Source organism: Exiguobacterium sp. FSL W8-0210 (genome assembly GCF_038006045.1).
Taxonomy (GTDB): domain Bacteria; phylum Bacillota; class Bacilli; order Exiguobacteriales; family Exiguobacteriaceae; genus Exiguobacterium_A.
The window spans coordinates 3,072,758-3,088,079 of sequence record NZ_JBBOUK010000001.1 but is presented as its reverse complement, the minus strand read 5'-3'; the positions used below and the strand labels follow the sequence as shown (position 1 = coordinate 3,088,079).

The window sequence follows — 15,322 nt, the reverse complement described above, 5'->3', positions numbered from 1 at the left end:
GGTTCACTTGCCACGTGATGGGGGTATACTTGTGTAAAGAGAGTCATAAAGGAGGCGTATGTCGATGGATCGACCCGAAGAACCACGGAACGAATCCGAACGATACGAACAGTCATCCGATGAGAGCGGCTTCCCGCCCCGTCAACCGGCAACGAGCGAACCGGTCAGCCCTTATCGTGAACCATATGAAGAACAACCAGAACCACCGCGTCGTCGCGGTGCCGGAAAAGCCTTTTTCGTCGGTCTGATCGGCGGAATCGTCGGAGCCTTGTTGATCGCCCTCGTCGCGTGGCCGTTCGTCCGCGATGAGATGACGAGTCCGACTCCGGTTTCGTCGACGACAGCGGAACAGACTGCGACACAGACGACAGAGGATGAAGCCGACATCGTCGGTGCGGTCGGTAAGACGAAGGAAGCCGTCGTGAGCGTGACGAACCTTCAGAGCTCGTTCCAAGGAACCGATCAGGAAACGGGTGCGGGGTCCGGCGTCATCTATAAAAAAGACGGCAATAAAGCCTACGTCGTCACGAACTACCACGTCGTCGAAGGCGCGAGCCGCCTGTCTGTGACGTTATCCGATGGAACAGCACTCGAGGCAAAAGTCCTCGGGGAAGATCCGACGTACGATTTAGCGGTCTTGTCGATTGATTCATCGAAAGTGACACAAGTCGCAAAACTGGGGGATTCGGATACGTTACGTGCCGGTGAAACGGTGCTTGCGATCGGAAACCCACTCGGAATCTTCGCGAACTCCGTCACACGCGGTGTCATCAGTGCGCAGGAACGGACAGTTCCAGTCGATACGAACAAGGATGGACAGCAAGACTTCAACACGGAAGTCATCCAAACCGATGCAGCGATCAACCCGGGGAACTCGGGTGGAGCGCTCATCAACACAGCCGGTCAATTGATCGGGATCAACTCGATGAAGATCGCGGAAGCAAGTGTCGAAGGAGTCGGGTTTGCGATTCCGATCAACGAAGCGTTACCAATCATGCGTGATCTCGAGCAAAATGGTGAAGTCGTTCGTCCACAGCTCGGGATTCAGATTCGTGACGTGCAGGAATTCCCAAGCGGATATCGCGAAGATCGTCTGAAATTACCGAATGATGTCACGAAAGGAATCGTCGTCGTCGGTCTGACACGTAACAGCGGAGCCGAAAAAGCGGGTATGAAGGCAAACGATGTCATCGTTGAGATCAACGGAAAAGCGATCGCATCGTTCGCTGATCTAAAAAGTGTTCTCTACCGGGATGCAAAAGTTGGCGAAACGGTCAAAGTCACGTTCTACCGTGGCGGTGAAAAACAGACAGCAGATGTGAAGTTGTCAGCTCAGTCACCAACTGTTCAGTAAAGCATAATCTGAAAAACCATCCACAGGTCCGACCTGTGGATGGTTTTTTTGAGTGAGGAAACCTGCGCCTTTTCCGGTCAGGAAGGTCGATATTTGTTATACTGGAAGCGGATAAATGTGGATAAGTGAAAGGAGGAGACCACCTGTGGATAAGTACGTCTGTTTAGAACATGTCGAGCTCGCGCTTGACGAAATCGTAGATGAAACAGAACAATACCCGATTCTCGATCAGCTAAATCCAGAAAAAAACATCACCTGTGAATACTGTGACGCATCGGCAACATATCTTGTGTCAAGCAAAAAATAAATATCAACATGTGGATTTGTGGATAACTCTGTGGATAACTCCTGAATTTTCTGTCAGAAAGCGAGAAATAAGATGCAAATTACCATCATTACGGTCGGAAAGCTAAAAGAGAAGTATTTGAAGCAAGGCATCGCTGAATATACGAAGCGTCTCGGCGCCTACTGTTCGATCCAAGAAATCGAGGTCGCGGACGAAAAGGCACCGGAGCAATTGAGTGAAGCGGAGGTGGCGCAAGTGAAGAAAAAAGAAGGCGAACGGATTTTAGCGAAGATCGGACCTGACGTTCACGTCCTCGCACTTGCTATCGAAGGAAAACAACGGACGAGTGAACAGTTTGCAAAAGAACTCGATCAACTCGCGACATACGGCAAGAGTAAAATTGCTTTCGTCATCGGCGGATCACTTGGTCTTGCACCAGAAGTGATGCAGCGTGCAAATGATACGATCTCGTTTTCAAAGATGACATTCCCGCATCAGTTGATGAAGATGATCCTCTGTGAACAGATTTATCGAGCGTATCGGATTAATCGGAATGAGCCTTATCACAAATAAGCAGTATTTAGATGACCGCCTTAAGTGTATTAACTGATACTCTAGGTGGTCTTTTTTAGTTAGTAAGATTAACTCTTATATCATAATTAACAAAGACGACGAAATGTATATAAATGAAAGGAGGACATAATGGTTATTCAGATCATTGAAGAAAAAACACGTAGTCAGGTTAAAGTCTTTTTTACCAAGCACTGGGGCAGTTCACAAATGGTAACATCGACAGGTGTTCATGATTGTAGTCTCTTAGATGGATTTTATGCCATAAACGATGAACATGAAATCATTGGACTGATTACCTATCATATGACTTCACAGACGTGCGAAATCATTTCGCTGGATAGTCTTGAGGAAGGAAAAGGAATCGGCTCACGATTGATGCAAGTGGTAGAAGAAAGGGCAGCACAGCAACAATGCGACTTGCTGACACTTGTTACGACGAATGATAATAAGCATGCGATACGTTTCTATCAACATCGGGGATATACAATATCGCAGGTGATTCCGAATGCCGTGGACCTTGCACGCAAAATAAAACCGGAAATCCCGTTATACAATGAAAAGGGAGTTCCGATTAAAGACGAAATCGTCTTGATAAAACATTTATGAGTTACTTATTCGTTGTTGATGATAGAACTTCTAAATAATCCTTCTCACTCTTGAATTGATCATTCACAATCAAATCTGGTGAAATCAAATAGGTTCCGCCATATTCACCGTGCTTAATTTTGAAATAGCATGTCTTAGGTGCAAGTAGACTTTTCGATCGATGAATCTGCTCTCGTGATAGTGGCGTCCAATCTGATTGATCTTGTGAATTAGCGAAAGAGACAATAATCGATTGGTCCGCTTGAATCAACAGTACAAGATCGTTGTCTTGTAAACGCGATGGATTGACGTGGGCTAGGATCGGGTCGGCAGACTTGCGATAAAACCGCCAATAGTACGGTGCGACTGTTGTTCCTTGATGAATTGTTGAATCATAGTTATCCCGCTGACTGGATATATAGATTACTCCGACTTTTCTTTTGTGATGAGACCGATACCGCAACCAAACAACATGATGATGCCCGTAACGAGTAACGAAGGCACGTGACTTTCTAGTGCCATATAGAGACCTGCACCACTTACGATGACACCAATTAAAATCAAAATATTTCGCATAAGCTATACCTCCTTGAAAGGATAGTGGCCTTGTCTACACTATACCGAATAAATAGTCAGATAAGCTCTTACAATTTGGTAAATAATAACAATTCGATTTTGAATACTCAAGAGTAAAACAGACGCCGCCCACTAACTTGGACAGCGTCTGTTTTTCATTATGTTCGCTCTAGTACATTGACGAGCATCTGATGGATGACGTCATGATCCCGAACGTCATGAACACGATAACTACCGGGTAACGTATAGACGTCTATCGCTCCGACGTAAGCAATCTTTAGTTCCAATGCGCCGTCCTCCTGACAGGTCGTCCGGAGTTCGAGTTCACCGCTGATGACACCGACTTCTTGCGTCATGACACCATGTGTGGCGGTAAAAGTAGAGGTTTTCGTTTCCATCGAATCGACTCCTTTTTAGTATGTACATGTGTTCAACATCGTTTGTAAGGCGGTTTTTTCACTCGACTGTAAGCTGAGGTTCCAGCGGCTCTTCGTATTGATCCACATCTTCGAGTAAGCGCAGCTCGCACCTGCCCGTGTTGGCTTCCATGTCGACGGATCCTGGTCCCCTTTTGAACGGTTCGAGCTTGCAGAGACAGCAATCAATTGCGGACCTGTCAAATCGTTTGCGAATGCTTGACGAGTCGTCGTCGTCCAGCTGCTTGCTCCTGAACGCCATGCTTCCGCAAGCGGAACGACATGATCGATGTCGAGGTCAGACGGGTTCGTGAATGTTAGTCCGTCATAGTAACTATACCAAGAACCGGATGTGACGGGGCACGATCCGACATATGAATCGGCGTCACGTTTTAAGACGACTTGTCGTGTATCACAGCCGCCTCCTTGACTGCTCCAGTGCGGGAACAAATCACGCGAATAACCGGTCATGCTGCCTTCTGTTTTAACCGTTAAGGCATCGAGTTGAGACTGGGCCGTCGCTTTCGACGAGATGCCCGATGGTAATGCGGAAACAGACGTCGTATCGAATTGGAAAGCGGTCAGGCAGACGAGCGTAGTGATGACGATGGACTTGATGGCTTTGAACACGTGTCATTCCTCCTATGTATGAGACGAGATGATGTGAAGACACCCTTCACAATTTTTAGTATGTCATCACTTATTTAGGAGAAAATGAATATCGTGTAAATGTTATTAAAATTAAACTTTTGTCATTATATTGAAGGGTCTGATGTTAGGATTTAGGTGGAGAAGAAAGGAGACTACATAATGAACGAACGAATTAGAGAATGGTTGATCGTGTTCGGCGTATTTTTAGTCGTAAGTGGCACGTTGACGGAAGCGCAACGTTATTTCAACACAAAAGAACTAGATAATTGCATCGCGCAAGCTCGCGCTGCCCACCAAGAATATGAATATGAGATCGCTAATTCTGTCACACGCGCGTATTCATTCCGTGCGCATTGATTTTCTAAAAGATGTCGGGTCATCTCGCATATGGTACGCTTTTCAGGAAGCAGGATTTTAATGATTCGAGGAGCTGGTATGCATGAATAAAAAAGACATCGCCGACATCCGTCGTCACTTCAAGATGGATGCCGATTTACTAAAAATCCATGAAATCTACAACGTCTATATTCGAAAAGAGACGAGCGAAATCTATCATGAGGAAGCCCGACCATTTCTATTGCTTGATCCGGAGCAACAGGAGCTGTTCCTTGCGAACTTCAAGAAGGTACTAGGTGGAAAACTCGACGTCAAGCTGTTCGAGGTCAAGTTCACGCATCCGGAAGAAGGGGAGACGGGTCATACGCAACAGCTGCTCTACGAAGGACTGTATGCGGAAGAGCCTGAGGACTGGGTCGAACAGATGCAGACGATGGCGTTGAAGATGGTTCAGGACGTCCAGTACGAGAATGACCTCGTCGTCACGTTCATTCGCGGACAATACTATAAAACGACGAAGCGCCAAGCGGACGAGACGGAGATCGATCCGAATGACGACGTCTATACGACGCCGTTCATTCTCGGTAGTCTTAACTTAACGGAGTTACCGAAACAATCGCTCGTCTTTGATTTCGTTGAACGCGAATTCAAGTCGAACTTGTTCATCAATCCGGTCATCAAACTGGCGTCGCCGATTGGTGGATTTCTCTTCCCGACCTTCACCGACAATGCGGCAGACGTCAATCATGTCTTGTATGCGGCAGGTAAGCCGAATAAACCGGATTTCGGCTTCCTTGAAAATGTCTTGAACGGTCAACCGATCGTCACGGCAGATGAGGATAAAGCGATCTTCGAGGAAATCGTCAAATCAGTCGTCGGTGAATCGATGGATACGAAGACGTTAGCCGGTGTCTATGAAAACATCAACCAGTTGATCGTCGTCGAAGAGGATCAAGATGAGGAAGAAGTACCGATGCTCGACGTCCAAGAAGTCGAGCGTGTGCTCAAGGCAAGTGGTGTCGAAGACGTCAGCACGGAACAGGTCGAACGGGCGTTCAAGACGGTCGTTGACGATCCGACATACGAGATGAAAGCGAGTAACATCGTCCCGAACTATGAAGCGAAATCGATTAAAATCAATACGAAGGTCGCGAACATCGCGATCAGTCCGCAAGACTTGAAGTACGTCAAACAAGTCAACTATCAAGGGAAACGCTGCTTGTTGATCGAGGTCGAGGAAGACACGGTCATCGATGGCTTTACGATCGTTTCACAAGAACAATTACGATGAGGATCAGCGCAGGCGACTGCGCTGATTTTTTTAGGTGAAATATTTGCTTCTCCTGTCAAAGACAGGTATATTGTGATGTAAGCGGTATCTTTTTTGAAAAAGAGGCATTCGAAAATTTTTTAACGGTTATCGAAAGCGCTTTCGATAACCGTTTGATAAGAAAGGAAGCGATCCATTTGTCTACCGCATCGATGCAAGACTTACTGCGAACGTTACGAAATCGTTCATCCATCCATCAAGACGGACTCGAAATCGTCGATAAGCCGATTCCCGACGTCTCGACTCCAGGGACACTCGATCCGCGTGTCCGTGAGGTCGTCCTCACGCAGCGTCCATCGGTCTCGATTCCAGAAGGGGCGTCGCCAGTCGAACTGGCACGTGCCGGCATGGGGTGGGACAACGAAGACGTGACGACTCGGCAAATCTCAACGGATGTCCTCGCGATCCCAAGACCCGATACCACGATCGAAGCACGGCTGTATCGTCCGGAAGCGGCGCGTCCGCTCCCGCTCGTCGTCTATTTCCATGGCGGTGGCTTTTTCGGTGGCACGCTCGAGACGGTCGAGAATCCATGTAAGGCATTAGCCGATAAAGGGAACGTCGCCGTCTTGTCGGTCGGCTACCGATTGGCACCCGAGCATCCGTTTCCGACAGGACTTGAGGATTGTCATGCATCGATCGATTGGGCAGTCGAACACGCCGATCGACTTGGGATTGATCCAGGTGCGATCGCTGTCGCCGGTGATAGTGCGGGTGGGAACTTAGCGACGGTCTGTTGTCTGCTCGACCGCGAGCGTCCGACGCCGTATATCCGCTATCAAGTCTTGTATTATCCAGTCGTCAATGTCGGAGAACATCCGAATTCGGAATATGACTGGACGCTTGAAGCGTATGATCGACAAACGGAACCGCAGTTCCTCGAACGGATCATTCTCTTACTTCAAGATGAAGAAGGTATCCTCGAGCAATGGTACGTTCAAGCAAGTGATTCGACGGATCGACGGATCTCACCGTTGTTCGCGACGCTCGACGATCTACCAGAGGCACTCGTCATTACGGGAGAGTTTGATTACTTACGTCTCGAAGGAGAAGCGTACGCGAAAAAGCTCGCGCGCGCTGGCGTCAAGACCCGTTATCTCCACTACCGCGGGATGGAACATGCCTTTCTTGATAAACTCGGTCTGTATCCGCAAGCCGAAGACAGCTTAGACGAAATCGCGAAGGACTTAAAACGACTCTTTTCTCAAACTAACTAACAAAGGTGGATGACGCATGACATACACACTCGATTGGCAAGCCTATACAAAACTCGCACGACAAACCGTCGCGGAAGGGGCGGTCCTCTTACACAATGATGGTGTGCTCCCGTTGCAACCTGCATCGACGGTCGCTGTCTTCGGACGTAATCAGTTCAACTACTATAAAAGTGGTACAGGATCAGGCGGAATGGTCAACGTTACGAACGTCGTCAGTCCGCTCGATATGCTACGCGAAGACGTGACGCTGAATGCAGACGTCCTCAAGGCGTACGAGACATGGCTTGAAGACCATCCGTTTGAACAAGGTGAAGGCTGGGCAGCCGAACCGTGGTCGCAAGAAGAGATGCCGCTTGACGCGACACTCGTTCAGCAAGCAGCGCTTGACTCCGATGTTGCCTTGATCATGATTGGTCGTACGGCTGGGGAAGACCGCGACAATACAGCGGATCCAGGGAGTTATTTTTTAACGGAGACGGAACAGGAGATGCTCCGACTCGTGACGACACACTTCAAACAGACCGTCGTCGTCTTGAACGTCGGGAATATCATCGATATGCGCTGGGTCGAAGAGACGACGCCAAGTGCTGTCCTCTACGCGTGGCAAGGAGGAATGGAAGGCGGAACTGGACTGAGTGATCTTTTGCTCGGCCGCGTCTCGCCGTCTGGGAAACTACCGGATACGATCGTTCGTTCACTCGATGATTATCCGTCGACACCATACTTCGGTCATGCGGATCGCGCGTTGTATCAAGAAGACATCTATGTCGGGTACCGTTACTTCGAGACGTTCGCACCGGAAGTGGTCTTGTATCCGTTCGGGTATGGATTATCGTATACGTCGTTCAACCTTGCGACAGATGTGACGACGTCAGCTGATGCTTGGACGATTACAGCGACAGTGACGAATACCGGTCAGACGAGCGGGAAGGAAGTCGTACAAGGTTATCTCGAGAAACCACAAGGACAACTCGGTAACCCAACGCGTCAACTCGTGACGTTCGGCAAGACAAAAGAACTCGCACCGGGCGAGCAAGAATCTCTCACACTCGTCGTACCGTTCGCCTCGTTCGCGAGTTATGACGATAGTGGTGTCACCGGGCATAAATCGTCTTATGTCATCGAACCTGGCACGTATCAGCTTTATCTCGGAACGGACGTCCGGTCGGCGGTTCCAGTCGCAAGCCATTCCGTCGAGACGCTTGACGTCACGGACGTCTTAACGGAGAACATGGCACCGGTGACGGCGTTTGAACGCATCAAACCGCAAGCGACCGAAACGGGATATACGGTGACGTATGAAACAACACCACTACGGACAATTGATCCGGAACAACGCCGTCAACAGGAACGTCCCGTTGACCGGACGCAGACGGAAGATGCCGGTTGGAAGTTACGCGACGTCAAAGAAGAGCGTGTTACGCTCGAGACGTTCCTCGATCAATTGACGAATGCGGATCTCGCAGCAATCGTCCGGGGGGAAGGGATGAACTCACCGCGCGTTACACCGGGAACGGCGGGCGCCTTTGGTGGCGTGACGACAGAACTCGAAGCACTTGGCATTCCAGCAGGCTGTTGTGCAGATGGTCCGTCCGGGATCCGGATGGACATCGGAACGAAAGCCTTCTCGTTACCGAACGGGACGTTGCTTGCTTCGACGTTCAACACAACGTTGATTGCCGATCTATTTGAGATGACAGGTCTTGAGTTACGGAAGAACGAGATTGATACGTTGCTTGGACCCGGGATGAACCTCCACCGTCATCCACTCAACGGACGGAACTTCGAGTATTTCTCGGAAGATTCGTATCTGACTGGAAAAATGGCCGTGGCACAGCTCGACGGGATGCACCGGGTTGGTGTGACGGGAACGTTGAAGCACTTCAGTGCCAACAACCAAGAGTTCCACCGGCATGATCTGGATTCGATCGTATCAGAACGGGCGTTACGTGAGTTGTACTTGAAAGGGTTCGAGATGGCAGTTAAGGAAGGGAAAGCATACTCGATCATGACGACGTACGGTGCCGTCAATGGCATCTGGACTGCCGGCTTATACGATCAGAACACACGCATCTTGCGCGATGAATGGGGCTTTGACGGAATCGTCATGACGGACTGGTGGGCGAAGATCAACGCCGAAGGTTTGGAAGCAAACCGTCAACAAACGGCGACGATGGTCCGTTCGCAAAACGATCTCTACATGGTCGTCGGTGAACCAGGAACGAATCCATTCGAGGATGATACGTTGACGGCTCTCGCTGACGGGACACTTCGACGTTCCGAGTTACTGCGCAGTGCCGCGAACATCTGTCAGTTCCTGTTGCGTTCACCAGTCATGGACCGCGTGATGGGAACAGCAACATCGATTGAGGTCCTCGGGGCACCGGTCGAAGAAGAGACGCTCGAAGATCAAACCGTCTCACACCAACGTCTCGTCAGTGGAGATGCCTTCCCGTTAACGGACGTCACGACGACGACAGGCAGCAGTCACGTCTTCGCTGTCACGGCGGAAGAGACAGGAATGTACCAGGTCACGTTGACGGCATGTTCGAATGCCGGCGAACTGGCGCAAATGCCGGTGACATTGTTTGCGAATAACATGCCGGTCGCGACGTTCACCTTCAACGGAACGAACGGCGAGTGGGTCAGCCAGACGAAGGACGTCTTCGTCTTCAACCCACACAACTATTTAAAACTCTACTTTGCACTCGGTGGTCTGGAGTTAAAAGAGTTGACATTCACGCTTGCGGAATCGTTTCATATGAAGAACGGCTAATCACATTAGCCGGACGGAAAGGACGGATTGCGTGCAGTTTTCCATCATCAAAAAGCGGGTCGAGCAACTGCTCGCCCCGTCGTTACAAGGACGAATCGCTTTTCGCGCAACTGTCTACCGGATTCAAGATAACCCCAGTCGTGTCTGGATGACGTTTGACGGAGAAGAGATTCTTGGAGCAGACGATTTTCGCTTCGAACGGGAAGTCGATCGGCGTTACGCGTTACGGGCTGCACAGTTACCGGAAAAACCAGACGGAGCGCTATGGCAGTCCGACTGGTTGGAACAGTCGCATGCGTTATCGGCTGAGATCGAACGACAAGTCAAACAAGACGGGTATCTAGAGAACTATGAGATGCAACAAGATTTGTTAGAGTATCCGAATCTTGCGTTTGAACAAGCACTCGTTCATCCACATCCTTTCATCCGTGGTATCGCACGGCTCGATCGGCGACTCGGCAAACGACGTTTCCTATCGCTGACGCATCGGTCTGATTTTGAACAATGGTGTGCAGATACGCGGCAAACCGTCGAACGCTGGTGACACGAAAAAGCACGCTTCCTCAAAACGAGGAGGCGTGCTTTGTTGTTAGATTGAAAACGAGTTGACCTCGTGAATGCCTTCTTCTTCAACGAAAGCGTCGAGTAAAGCACGCACTTCGTCCGTTGAGTTCGTCTCCATCAATTTGACCCGCAGTTCACTCGCACCGCGGAATCCGCGGACGTAAATCTTGAAGAACCGGCGTAATGGTTTGAAGAGACGGGGCTCGAATTGAGCCGAGTAATGATCGTGCAGATCGAGCTGCAGACGTAACAAATCGAGGAGTTCTTGGCTCGAATGTTCTTTTTTCTCGACTTCGAACGCGAACGGGTTGTGGAAAATCCCGCGACCGATCATGACACCGTCGACACCGTATTTCTCGACGAGTTCAAGACCGTGTTGGCGATCGTTGATATCCCCGTTGATCGTCAGTAACGTCTGTGGTGCGATCTCATCGCGTAACTTCTTGATTTCCGGAATCAATTCGAAGTGCGCTGGAACGGCACTCATCTCTTTACGTGTCCGGAGGTGAATCGAGAGGTTCGCGATATCTTGTTCGAGGATGTGACGCAACCAATCGTGCCATTCTTCGACCTTCGTGTACCCGAGACGCGTTTTGACGCTGACTGGGAGACCGCCTGCTTTTGCCGCTTGGATCAGTTCAGCCGCGACTTCCGGACGATTGATCAAGCCAGAGCCTTTTCCGTTAACTGCAACGTTATGGACGGGGCAGCCCATGTTGATGTCGATCCCGCTAAAGCCCATCTCTGCCATACCGATACTCATTTCGCGGAAATATTCCGGTTTGTCGCCCCAAATGTGAGCGACCATGGGTTGTTCATCCTCCGTGAACTCGAGACGTCCGCGAACGCTCTGTTTGCCTTTCGGATGACAATAGCTTTCTGTATTCGTGAATTCCGTGAAGAACACGTCCGGACGCGCCGCTTTTGCGACGACGTGGCGGAAGACAACGTCAGTGACGTCTTCCATCGGTGCTAAGACGAAAAATGGTCGTGGTAAGTCCTGCCAAAAGTTCTTTTTCATAGTATATTAAACCCTTTCCTTAAGGTAATGCACATGTGTGGTTAAAGAATTTCATCAACTATACACTTTAAGCGCTCTGGCTAAAAAGTGCAAGTAAGGGATGCGATTCACTAGATGCAGGAGGGAATGAAGGAAATAAGAGAAAGTTGGACGGAGGTAGTTTCCAAATATTGAATCTTTTCCATCGGTGATCGCGTAAATGAGACTATACACTAAAGGAGGAGACCGGGATGCATACACTCTATATGAAAGAAAAAGCGTTTAGTTTACGTGGACGATTCTCGATTAAAGACGAGGCAGGGCACGACGCCTATCACATCGAGGGCAGTTTTATGAAACTTCCGAAGTCGTTCAGCGTGACGAACCGAGATGGAGAGGAAGTCGCGGAAATCACGAAGAAGACGTTCAGTTTCCGACCGGTCTTTTATGTCGAAGCAGCAGGGCAATCGTTTGAAATCATTAAAGAGTTCACGTTCTTCAAGGACCGCTATACAATCAACTCGGATCAATTCGAAGTGACGGGCGACTGGTGGGATGTTGATTTTGAGGTCTTACAACAAGGGCAACGGATTGGTCGCGTGCAGAAGAAATGGATCTCTTGGACCGATCAGTACATCATTGAAGTCGAAGATGAAGCAATGGAAGAATTGTTGATCGCCCTCGTCGTCGCGATCGATTGCGTCAAGGCGGAGGAAAGTTCGAACTCTACATCTTTCATTGATTAAAAGGGGCATGATTTAGGATGGAACAGTGGGACGTATACACAGCAGATCGCAAGAAAACAGGACGGCTCTGGACACGGGGAACGCCACATACAGCCGGCGATTATCACATGACGATTCACGTCTGTGTCTTTAACGCCAAAGGAGAGATGCTCGTCCAACAACGGCAACCGTTCAAATCTGGTTGGCCGAACATGTGGGATCTGACGGTCGGAGGCAGTGCAATTAGCGGGGATACGAGTCAGATGGCAGCGCAACGGGAACTGTCGGAAGAGCTTGGACTCGATATCGATTTCACAGGTGTCCGTCCCCATCTGACGATCCCGTTTGAGATCGGTTTTGATGATTATTATCTCGTCGAGCAGGAAGTGGATTTGACGACGCTGACGTTGCAGGAAGAAGAAGTCCAACGCGTTGCTTGGATGACAGAAGAAGCCATCGTTAACGGGATCAAAGAAGGATGGTTCATCGGTTATCATGAATCATTGATTCGACTGTTGTTTGCCCTTCGCCATAGTTACGGCGCGCATAACGAGACATAAAAACAAGCCCTTCCGGTAATTCGGAAGGGCTTGTTGCTTGATTAAGCGGATTTTTGAAGTGTATCCGTCCGTTTTGGTTTTGTTTCTGGTAAGAAGAACGTGAAGAACAGATACACAGAACAGCAGAGGAAGAAGACGATCATTGAGACCGTATATCCCGCGTGGCCGAGTGCGTAACTCCAAATGATCGTAAAGATCGTCTGCGTCGCATAAGCGATTGCCCAGAAGAGGCCGAATAAAACGGTGATCTTTTGCGGTGTCATGCCTTTTCGTTCGTGTGCCAAGTTCATGAAGATCGGATACTGGATGTACATCGCAAATCCGGAAATGAACGCAAAGACATACGAAACGACTGGCGAGATGTTTCCGAACAAGACGGTGACGAGGAAACTCGCGATCATGACCGTCCCGCTGATCAACAGAATCGGTTTACGAGGTGTCCCTTTGTTACCGATCCGCAGACCGACGAACGTACCGACGATTCCGGCACCGGAGACCAACAGGTTGACGAGCGAACCGTTCAACTGCGTATACGTATCGAACACAGGTTTCAAGCCAACGAGCGATAAGATATAGAGCGTCAAGAAACCGCCGAAGGCAACCGCATATTTCCAGAGGAACGGATCGCGGACAGAATCTCCGTAACCGTAAGGCGTTTCGTCCGCGTCCGGAGCATCGTTCAACTCGAACGACTCACTACCGATCCACCATGCGAAGAAGAGAATCGCTGTCAGACTCGCGAAGATCGTCAACGTCAGTTTCCAGTCACTGACGAATTGATCAGCGAACAAGGTGAACAAGAGTGACACGACGAATGCACCGACGTTATAGGAGACGGTATTGAAGGCGTTGATCCGTAATTTTTCAGCCGGGTCTTGGACGTAACGTGTCACGACCGGGTTCATGTAGACGATGACCATTGAACCACCGAGTCCCATGACCATACGAGCGACCGTATACGCCCAGTAGTTCGGCAGGTAGATGGCAACGATCGACATCATCAGGAACAACAGTGCGAGCAACGGTGCTTTTTTCGGACCGAGCTTCATCAAGATGAGCGCGGCAAGAATGTTCGCGAAGACACGCGCCGTCGTAATCGAATAGTTGACGAGTTGTGAGATGAGAGGGTCAACGGTCTGATTACCGAAGAAATGCGCCGTGATTTGTGGCGTCAACGATGAACCCGCGACCCAGTTCATGGCGAAGGTCGCATAGGCGAACCAGAGGACGATCATCATGAAATAGCCTTTTTTTGTGGTAGACATAAAAATCCCTTCTTTTCTGAAGTTCCGCTTCATACATGAATCGAAAACTACTTAACTTTATTATCAATTCATTCAATATAAAGCCGTTCTGAAGGGAAGTAAAATAGATAGTTCTTATGCTTTTCATAAGTAAAAAGAATAGATTATATCAAGTCGTATGCCTAAAATGAATAGATTTTCAAAAAGCTTCCAAGTGTTTGATGATTGTTTGTTCTTGAATACGTGTCACCTTAAAAATATCCGGATTCTTCAGCTGTAAACTTTCTTCGAATCCAAAAGTAGGGTCAATCGAATGCAAGTATAAAGATAACAAATTCCCATGTGTCACGAGAATGGAACCATCATACTGTTACAATGCTTTTTCAACGACACGCGTGATGCGCTTAGTTGCTATCCGGCTAGATTCACCACCAGGACACGTATAGTCTGGATCGATGAACGTTCGACGAAGATGATCCTGCCAATCGTCAAGTGGAACGGCACTTAACCGTCGTTCTTTTAAGTCATCTTCTTGTGCAACGGGTAGTTTCAGAGCAGTCGCAAGTGGTTGAATCGAGTCGAGCGCTCGGCGATACGGACTCGAAATAAGATGTGTGATCGGAAGCTCAAATAACTGCGTATACAGTCGTTGCGCCTGTTCTTCTCCACGAGGTGTTAACGGGGCTTCCGGTGATTGACCAGTCGTTTCACAGTGGCGAATCAAGTAAATCGTCGACATGAATGTTTCATCCTTTCGTGATCAAGTGGTGCTGTATGATTTCTGGAAAAGATGGTAAAGTCCTTTTCATAGATTGAAAAATCATTTTGAAAAAGGCGTTGACAAACGCTGTCGAGATTACTAGAATTAGAAACAATTCATCGATGCAGCGACGCATCGGATAATCAAATAAAGAGAAAGCTATGATTGTCATGGGTCACACTATGGCAGGAGCAGCTTCTGGAGAGACCGTGTCGACACGGCGCCGAAGGGTTCACAATCTCAGGCAAACGGACAGAAGAGTAATCACATGCAGCGACGGGCATTCATGGAATGTCGTAGTGGCGTGTATGGGTTATTCCTTTGATTTTGTTGAGATTGGACATTCGTCCAGTCTCTTTTTTTCTTTTT

The 15,322-nt window shown here is 48.9% G+C and carries 17 protein-coding genes and 1 riboswitch; of the genes, 11 read left to right on the top strand and 6 right to left on the bottom strand.

Annotation, left to right across the window (positions count from 1 at the left end):
* Positions 1-64: 64 nt before the first annotated feature.
* The 4 genes from MKY22_RS16005 to MKY22_RS15990 all read left to right on the top strand — a co-directional run bounded on the left by MKY22_RS16005 (position 65) and on the right by MKY22_RS15990 (position 2,819).
* A complete protein-coding gene (locus MKY22_RS16005; RefSeq protein WP_023469839.1) occupies positions 65-1,354 on the top strand; it encodes a S1C family serine protease in 1,290 nt (429 codons plus the stop codon).
* Between the two features lie 145 nt (positions 1,355-1,499).
* Complete coding sequence (locus tag MKY22_RS16000; protein WP_290780574.1) at positions 1,500-1,661, top strand: CxxH/CxxC protein; 162 nt, start codon at positions 1,500-1,502, stop codon at positions 1,659-1,661.
* A 72-nt stretch (positions 1,662-1,733) separates the two neighbouring features.
* Complete coding sequence (rlmH, locus tag MKY22_RS15995) at positions 1,734-2,213, top strand: 23S rRNA (pseudouridine(1915)-N(3))-methyltransferase RlmH (protein WP_341089995.1); 480 nt, start codon at positions 1,734-1,736, stop codon at positions 2,211-2,213.
* A 129-nt stretch (positions 2,214-2,342) separates the two neighbouring features.
* The gene (locus MKY22_RS15990) at positions 2,343-2,819 is read left to right on the top strand and encodes a GNAT family N-acetyltransferase (protein WP_341089993.1); all 477 of its coding nucleotides are present in this window, start codon (positions 2,343-2,345) and stop codon (positions 2,817-2,819) included.
* Positions 2,820-3,221: 402 nt separating this feature from the next.
* Here the strand turns inward: MKY22_RS15990 and MKY22_RS15985 are convergent, their stop codons facing one another.
* From MKY22_RS15985 to MKY22_RS15975, 3 genes are all read right to left on the bottom strand, one after another.
* Positions 3,222-3,374 (bottom strand): hypothetical protein, encoded by a 153-nt coding sequence (locus MKY22_RS15985; RefSeq protein WP_290780584.1) that lies wholly within the window; start codon positions 3,372-3,374, stop codon positions 3,222-3,224.
* Positions 3,375-3,532: 158 nt separating this feature from the next.
* Positions 3,533-3,772 (bottom strand): hypothetical protein, encoded by a 240-nt coding sequence (locus tag MKY22_RS15980; RefSeq protein ID WP_341089991.1) that lies wholly within the window; start codon positions 3,770-3,772, stop codon positions 3,533-3,535.
* A 15-nt stretch (positions 3,773-3,787) separates the two neighbouring features.
* Entirely contained in the window at positions 3,788-4,408 is a 621-nt protein-coding gene (locus tag MKY22_RS15975; protein ID WP_029343013.1) for an HNH endonuclease family protein, read from the bottom strand.
* Between the two features lie 192 nt (positions 4,409-4,600).
* On the opposite strand from MKY22_RS15975, the gene MKY22_RS15970 reads away from it, so the two are divergent.
* From MKY22_RS15970 to MKY22_RS15950, 5 genes are all read left to right on the top strand, one after another.
* The gene (locus MKY22_RS15970) at positions 4,601-4,798 is read left to right on the top strand and encodes a hypothetical protein (RefSeq protein ID WP_290780589.1); all 198 of its coding nucleotides are present in this window, start codon (positions 4,601-4,603) and stop codon (positions 4,796-4,798) included.
* A gap of 82 nt (positions 4,799-4,880) precedes the next feature.
* Positions 4,881-6,068, top strand: coding sequence for a DUF4317 domain-containing protein (locus MKY22_RS15965; protein WP_290780592.1), 1,188 nt, complete (start codon positions 4,881-4,883; stop codon positions 6,066-6,068).
* A gap of 191 nt (positions 6,069-6,259) precedes the next feature.
* Positions 6,260-7,324, top strand: coding sequence for an alpha/beta hydrolase (locus tag MKY22_RS15960; protein ID WP_341089986.1), 1,065 nt, complete (start codon positions 6,260-6,262; stop codon positions 7,322-7,324).
* A gap of 16 nt (positions 7,325-7,340) precedes the next feature.
* Positions 7,341-10,100 carry a glycoside hydrolase family 3 protein gene (locus MKY22_RS15955; protein WP_341089984.1) on the top strand — a complete coding sequence of 920 codons (2,760 nt, stop codon included), beginning with the start codon at positions 7,341-7,343 and terminating at the stop codon, positions 10,098-10,100.
* A gap of 31 nt (positions 10,101-10,131) precedes the next feature.
* On the top strand, positions 10,132-10,644 hold the full coding sequence (locus MKY22_RS15950; RefSeq protein WP_341089983.1) for an SF0329 family protein: 513 nt from the start codon (positions 10,132-10,134) through the stop codon (positions 10,642-10,644).
* 45 nt (positions 10,645-10,689) lie between these two features.
* Here the strand turns inward: MKY22_RS15950 and MKY22_RS15945 are convergent, their stop codons facing one another.
* Positions 10,690-11,685, bottom strand: coding sequence for a tRNA dihydrouridine synthase (locus tag MKY22_RS15945; protein WP_029343007.1), 996 nt, complete (start codon positions 11,683-11,685; stop codon positions 10,690-10,692).
* Between the two features lie 230 nt (positions 11,686-11,915).
* Here MKY22_RS15945 and MKY22_RS15940 point away from each other — a divergent pair, with 230 nt between their 5' ends.
* Entirely contained in the window at positions 11,916-12,410 is a 495-nt protein-coding gene (locus MKY22_RS15940) for an LURP-one-related/scramblase family protein (RefSeq protein WP_290780604.1), read from the top strand.
* A gap of 17 nt (positions 12,411-12,427) precedes the next feature.
* Positions 12,428-12,949 carry an NUDIX hydrolase gene (locus MKY22_RS15935; protein WP_290780607.1) on the top strand — a complete coding sequence of 174 codons (522 nt, stop codon included), beginning with the start codon at positions 12,428-12,430 and terminating at the stop codon, positions 12,947-12,949.
* A gap of 41 nt (positions 12,950-12,990) precedes the next feature.
* Here MKY22_RS15935 and MKY22_RS15930 read toward each other — a convergent pair whose 3' ends face one another.
* Both MKY22_RS15930 and MKY22_RS15925 read right to left on the bottom strand, forming a co-directional pair.
* Positions 12,991-14,214, bottom strand: coding sequence for an MFS transporter (locus MKY22_RS15930; protein WP_341089976.1), 1,224 nt, complete (start codon positions 14,212-14,214; stop codon positions 12,991-12,993).
* A 349-nt stretch (positions 14,215-14,563) separates the two neighbouring features.
* On the bottom strand, positions 14,564-14,932 hold the full coding sequence (locus tag MKY22_RS15925; protein ID WP_341089974.1) for a histidine phosphatase family protein: 369 nt from the start codon (positions 14,930-14,932) through the stop codon (positions 14,564-14,566).
* Between the two features lie 209 nt (positions 14,933-15,141).
* Positions 15,142-15,219, top strand: a riboswitch (glycine riboswitch).
* Positions 15,220-15,322: the final 103 nt, after the last annotated feature.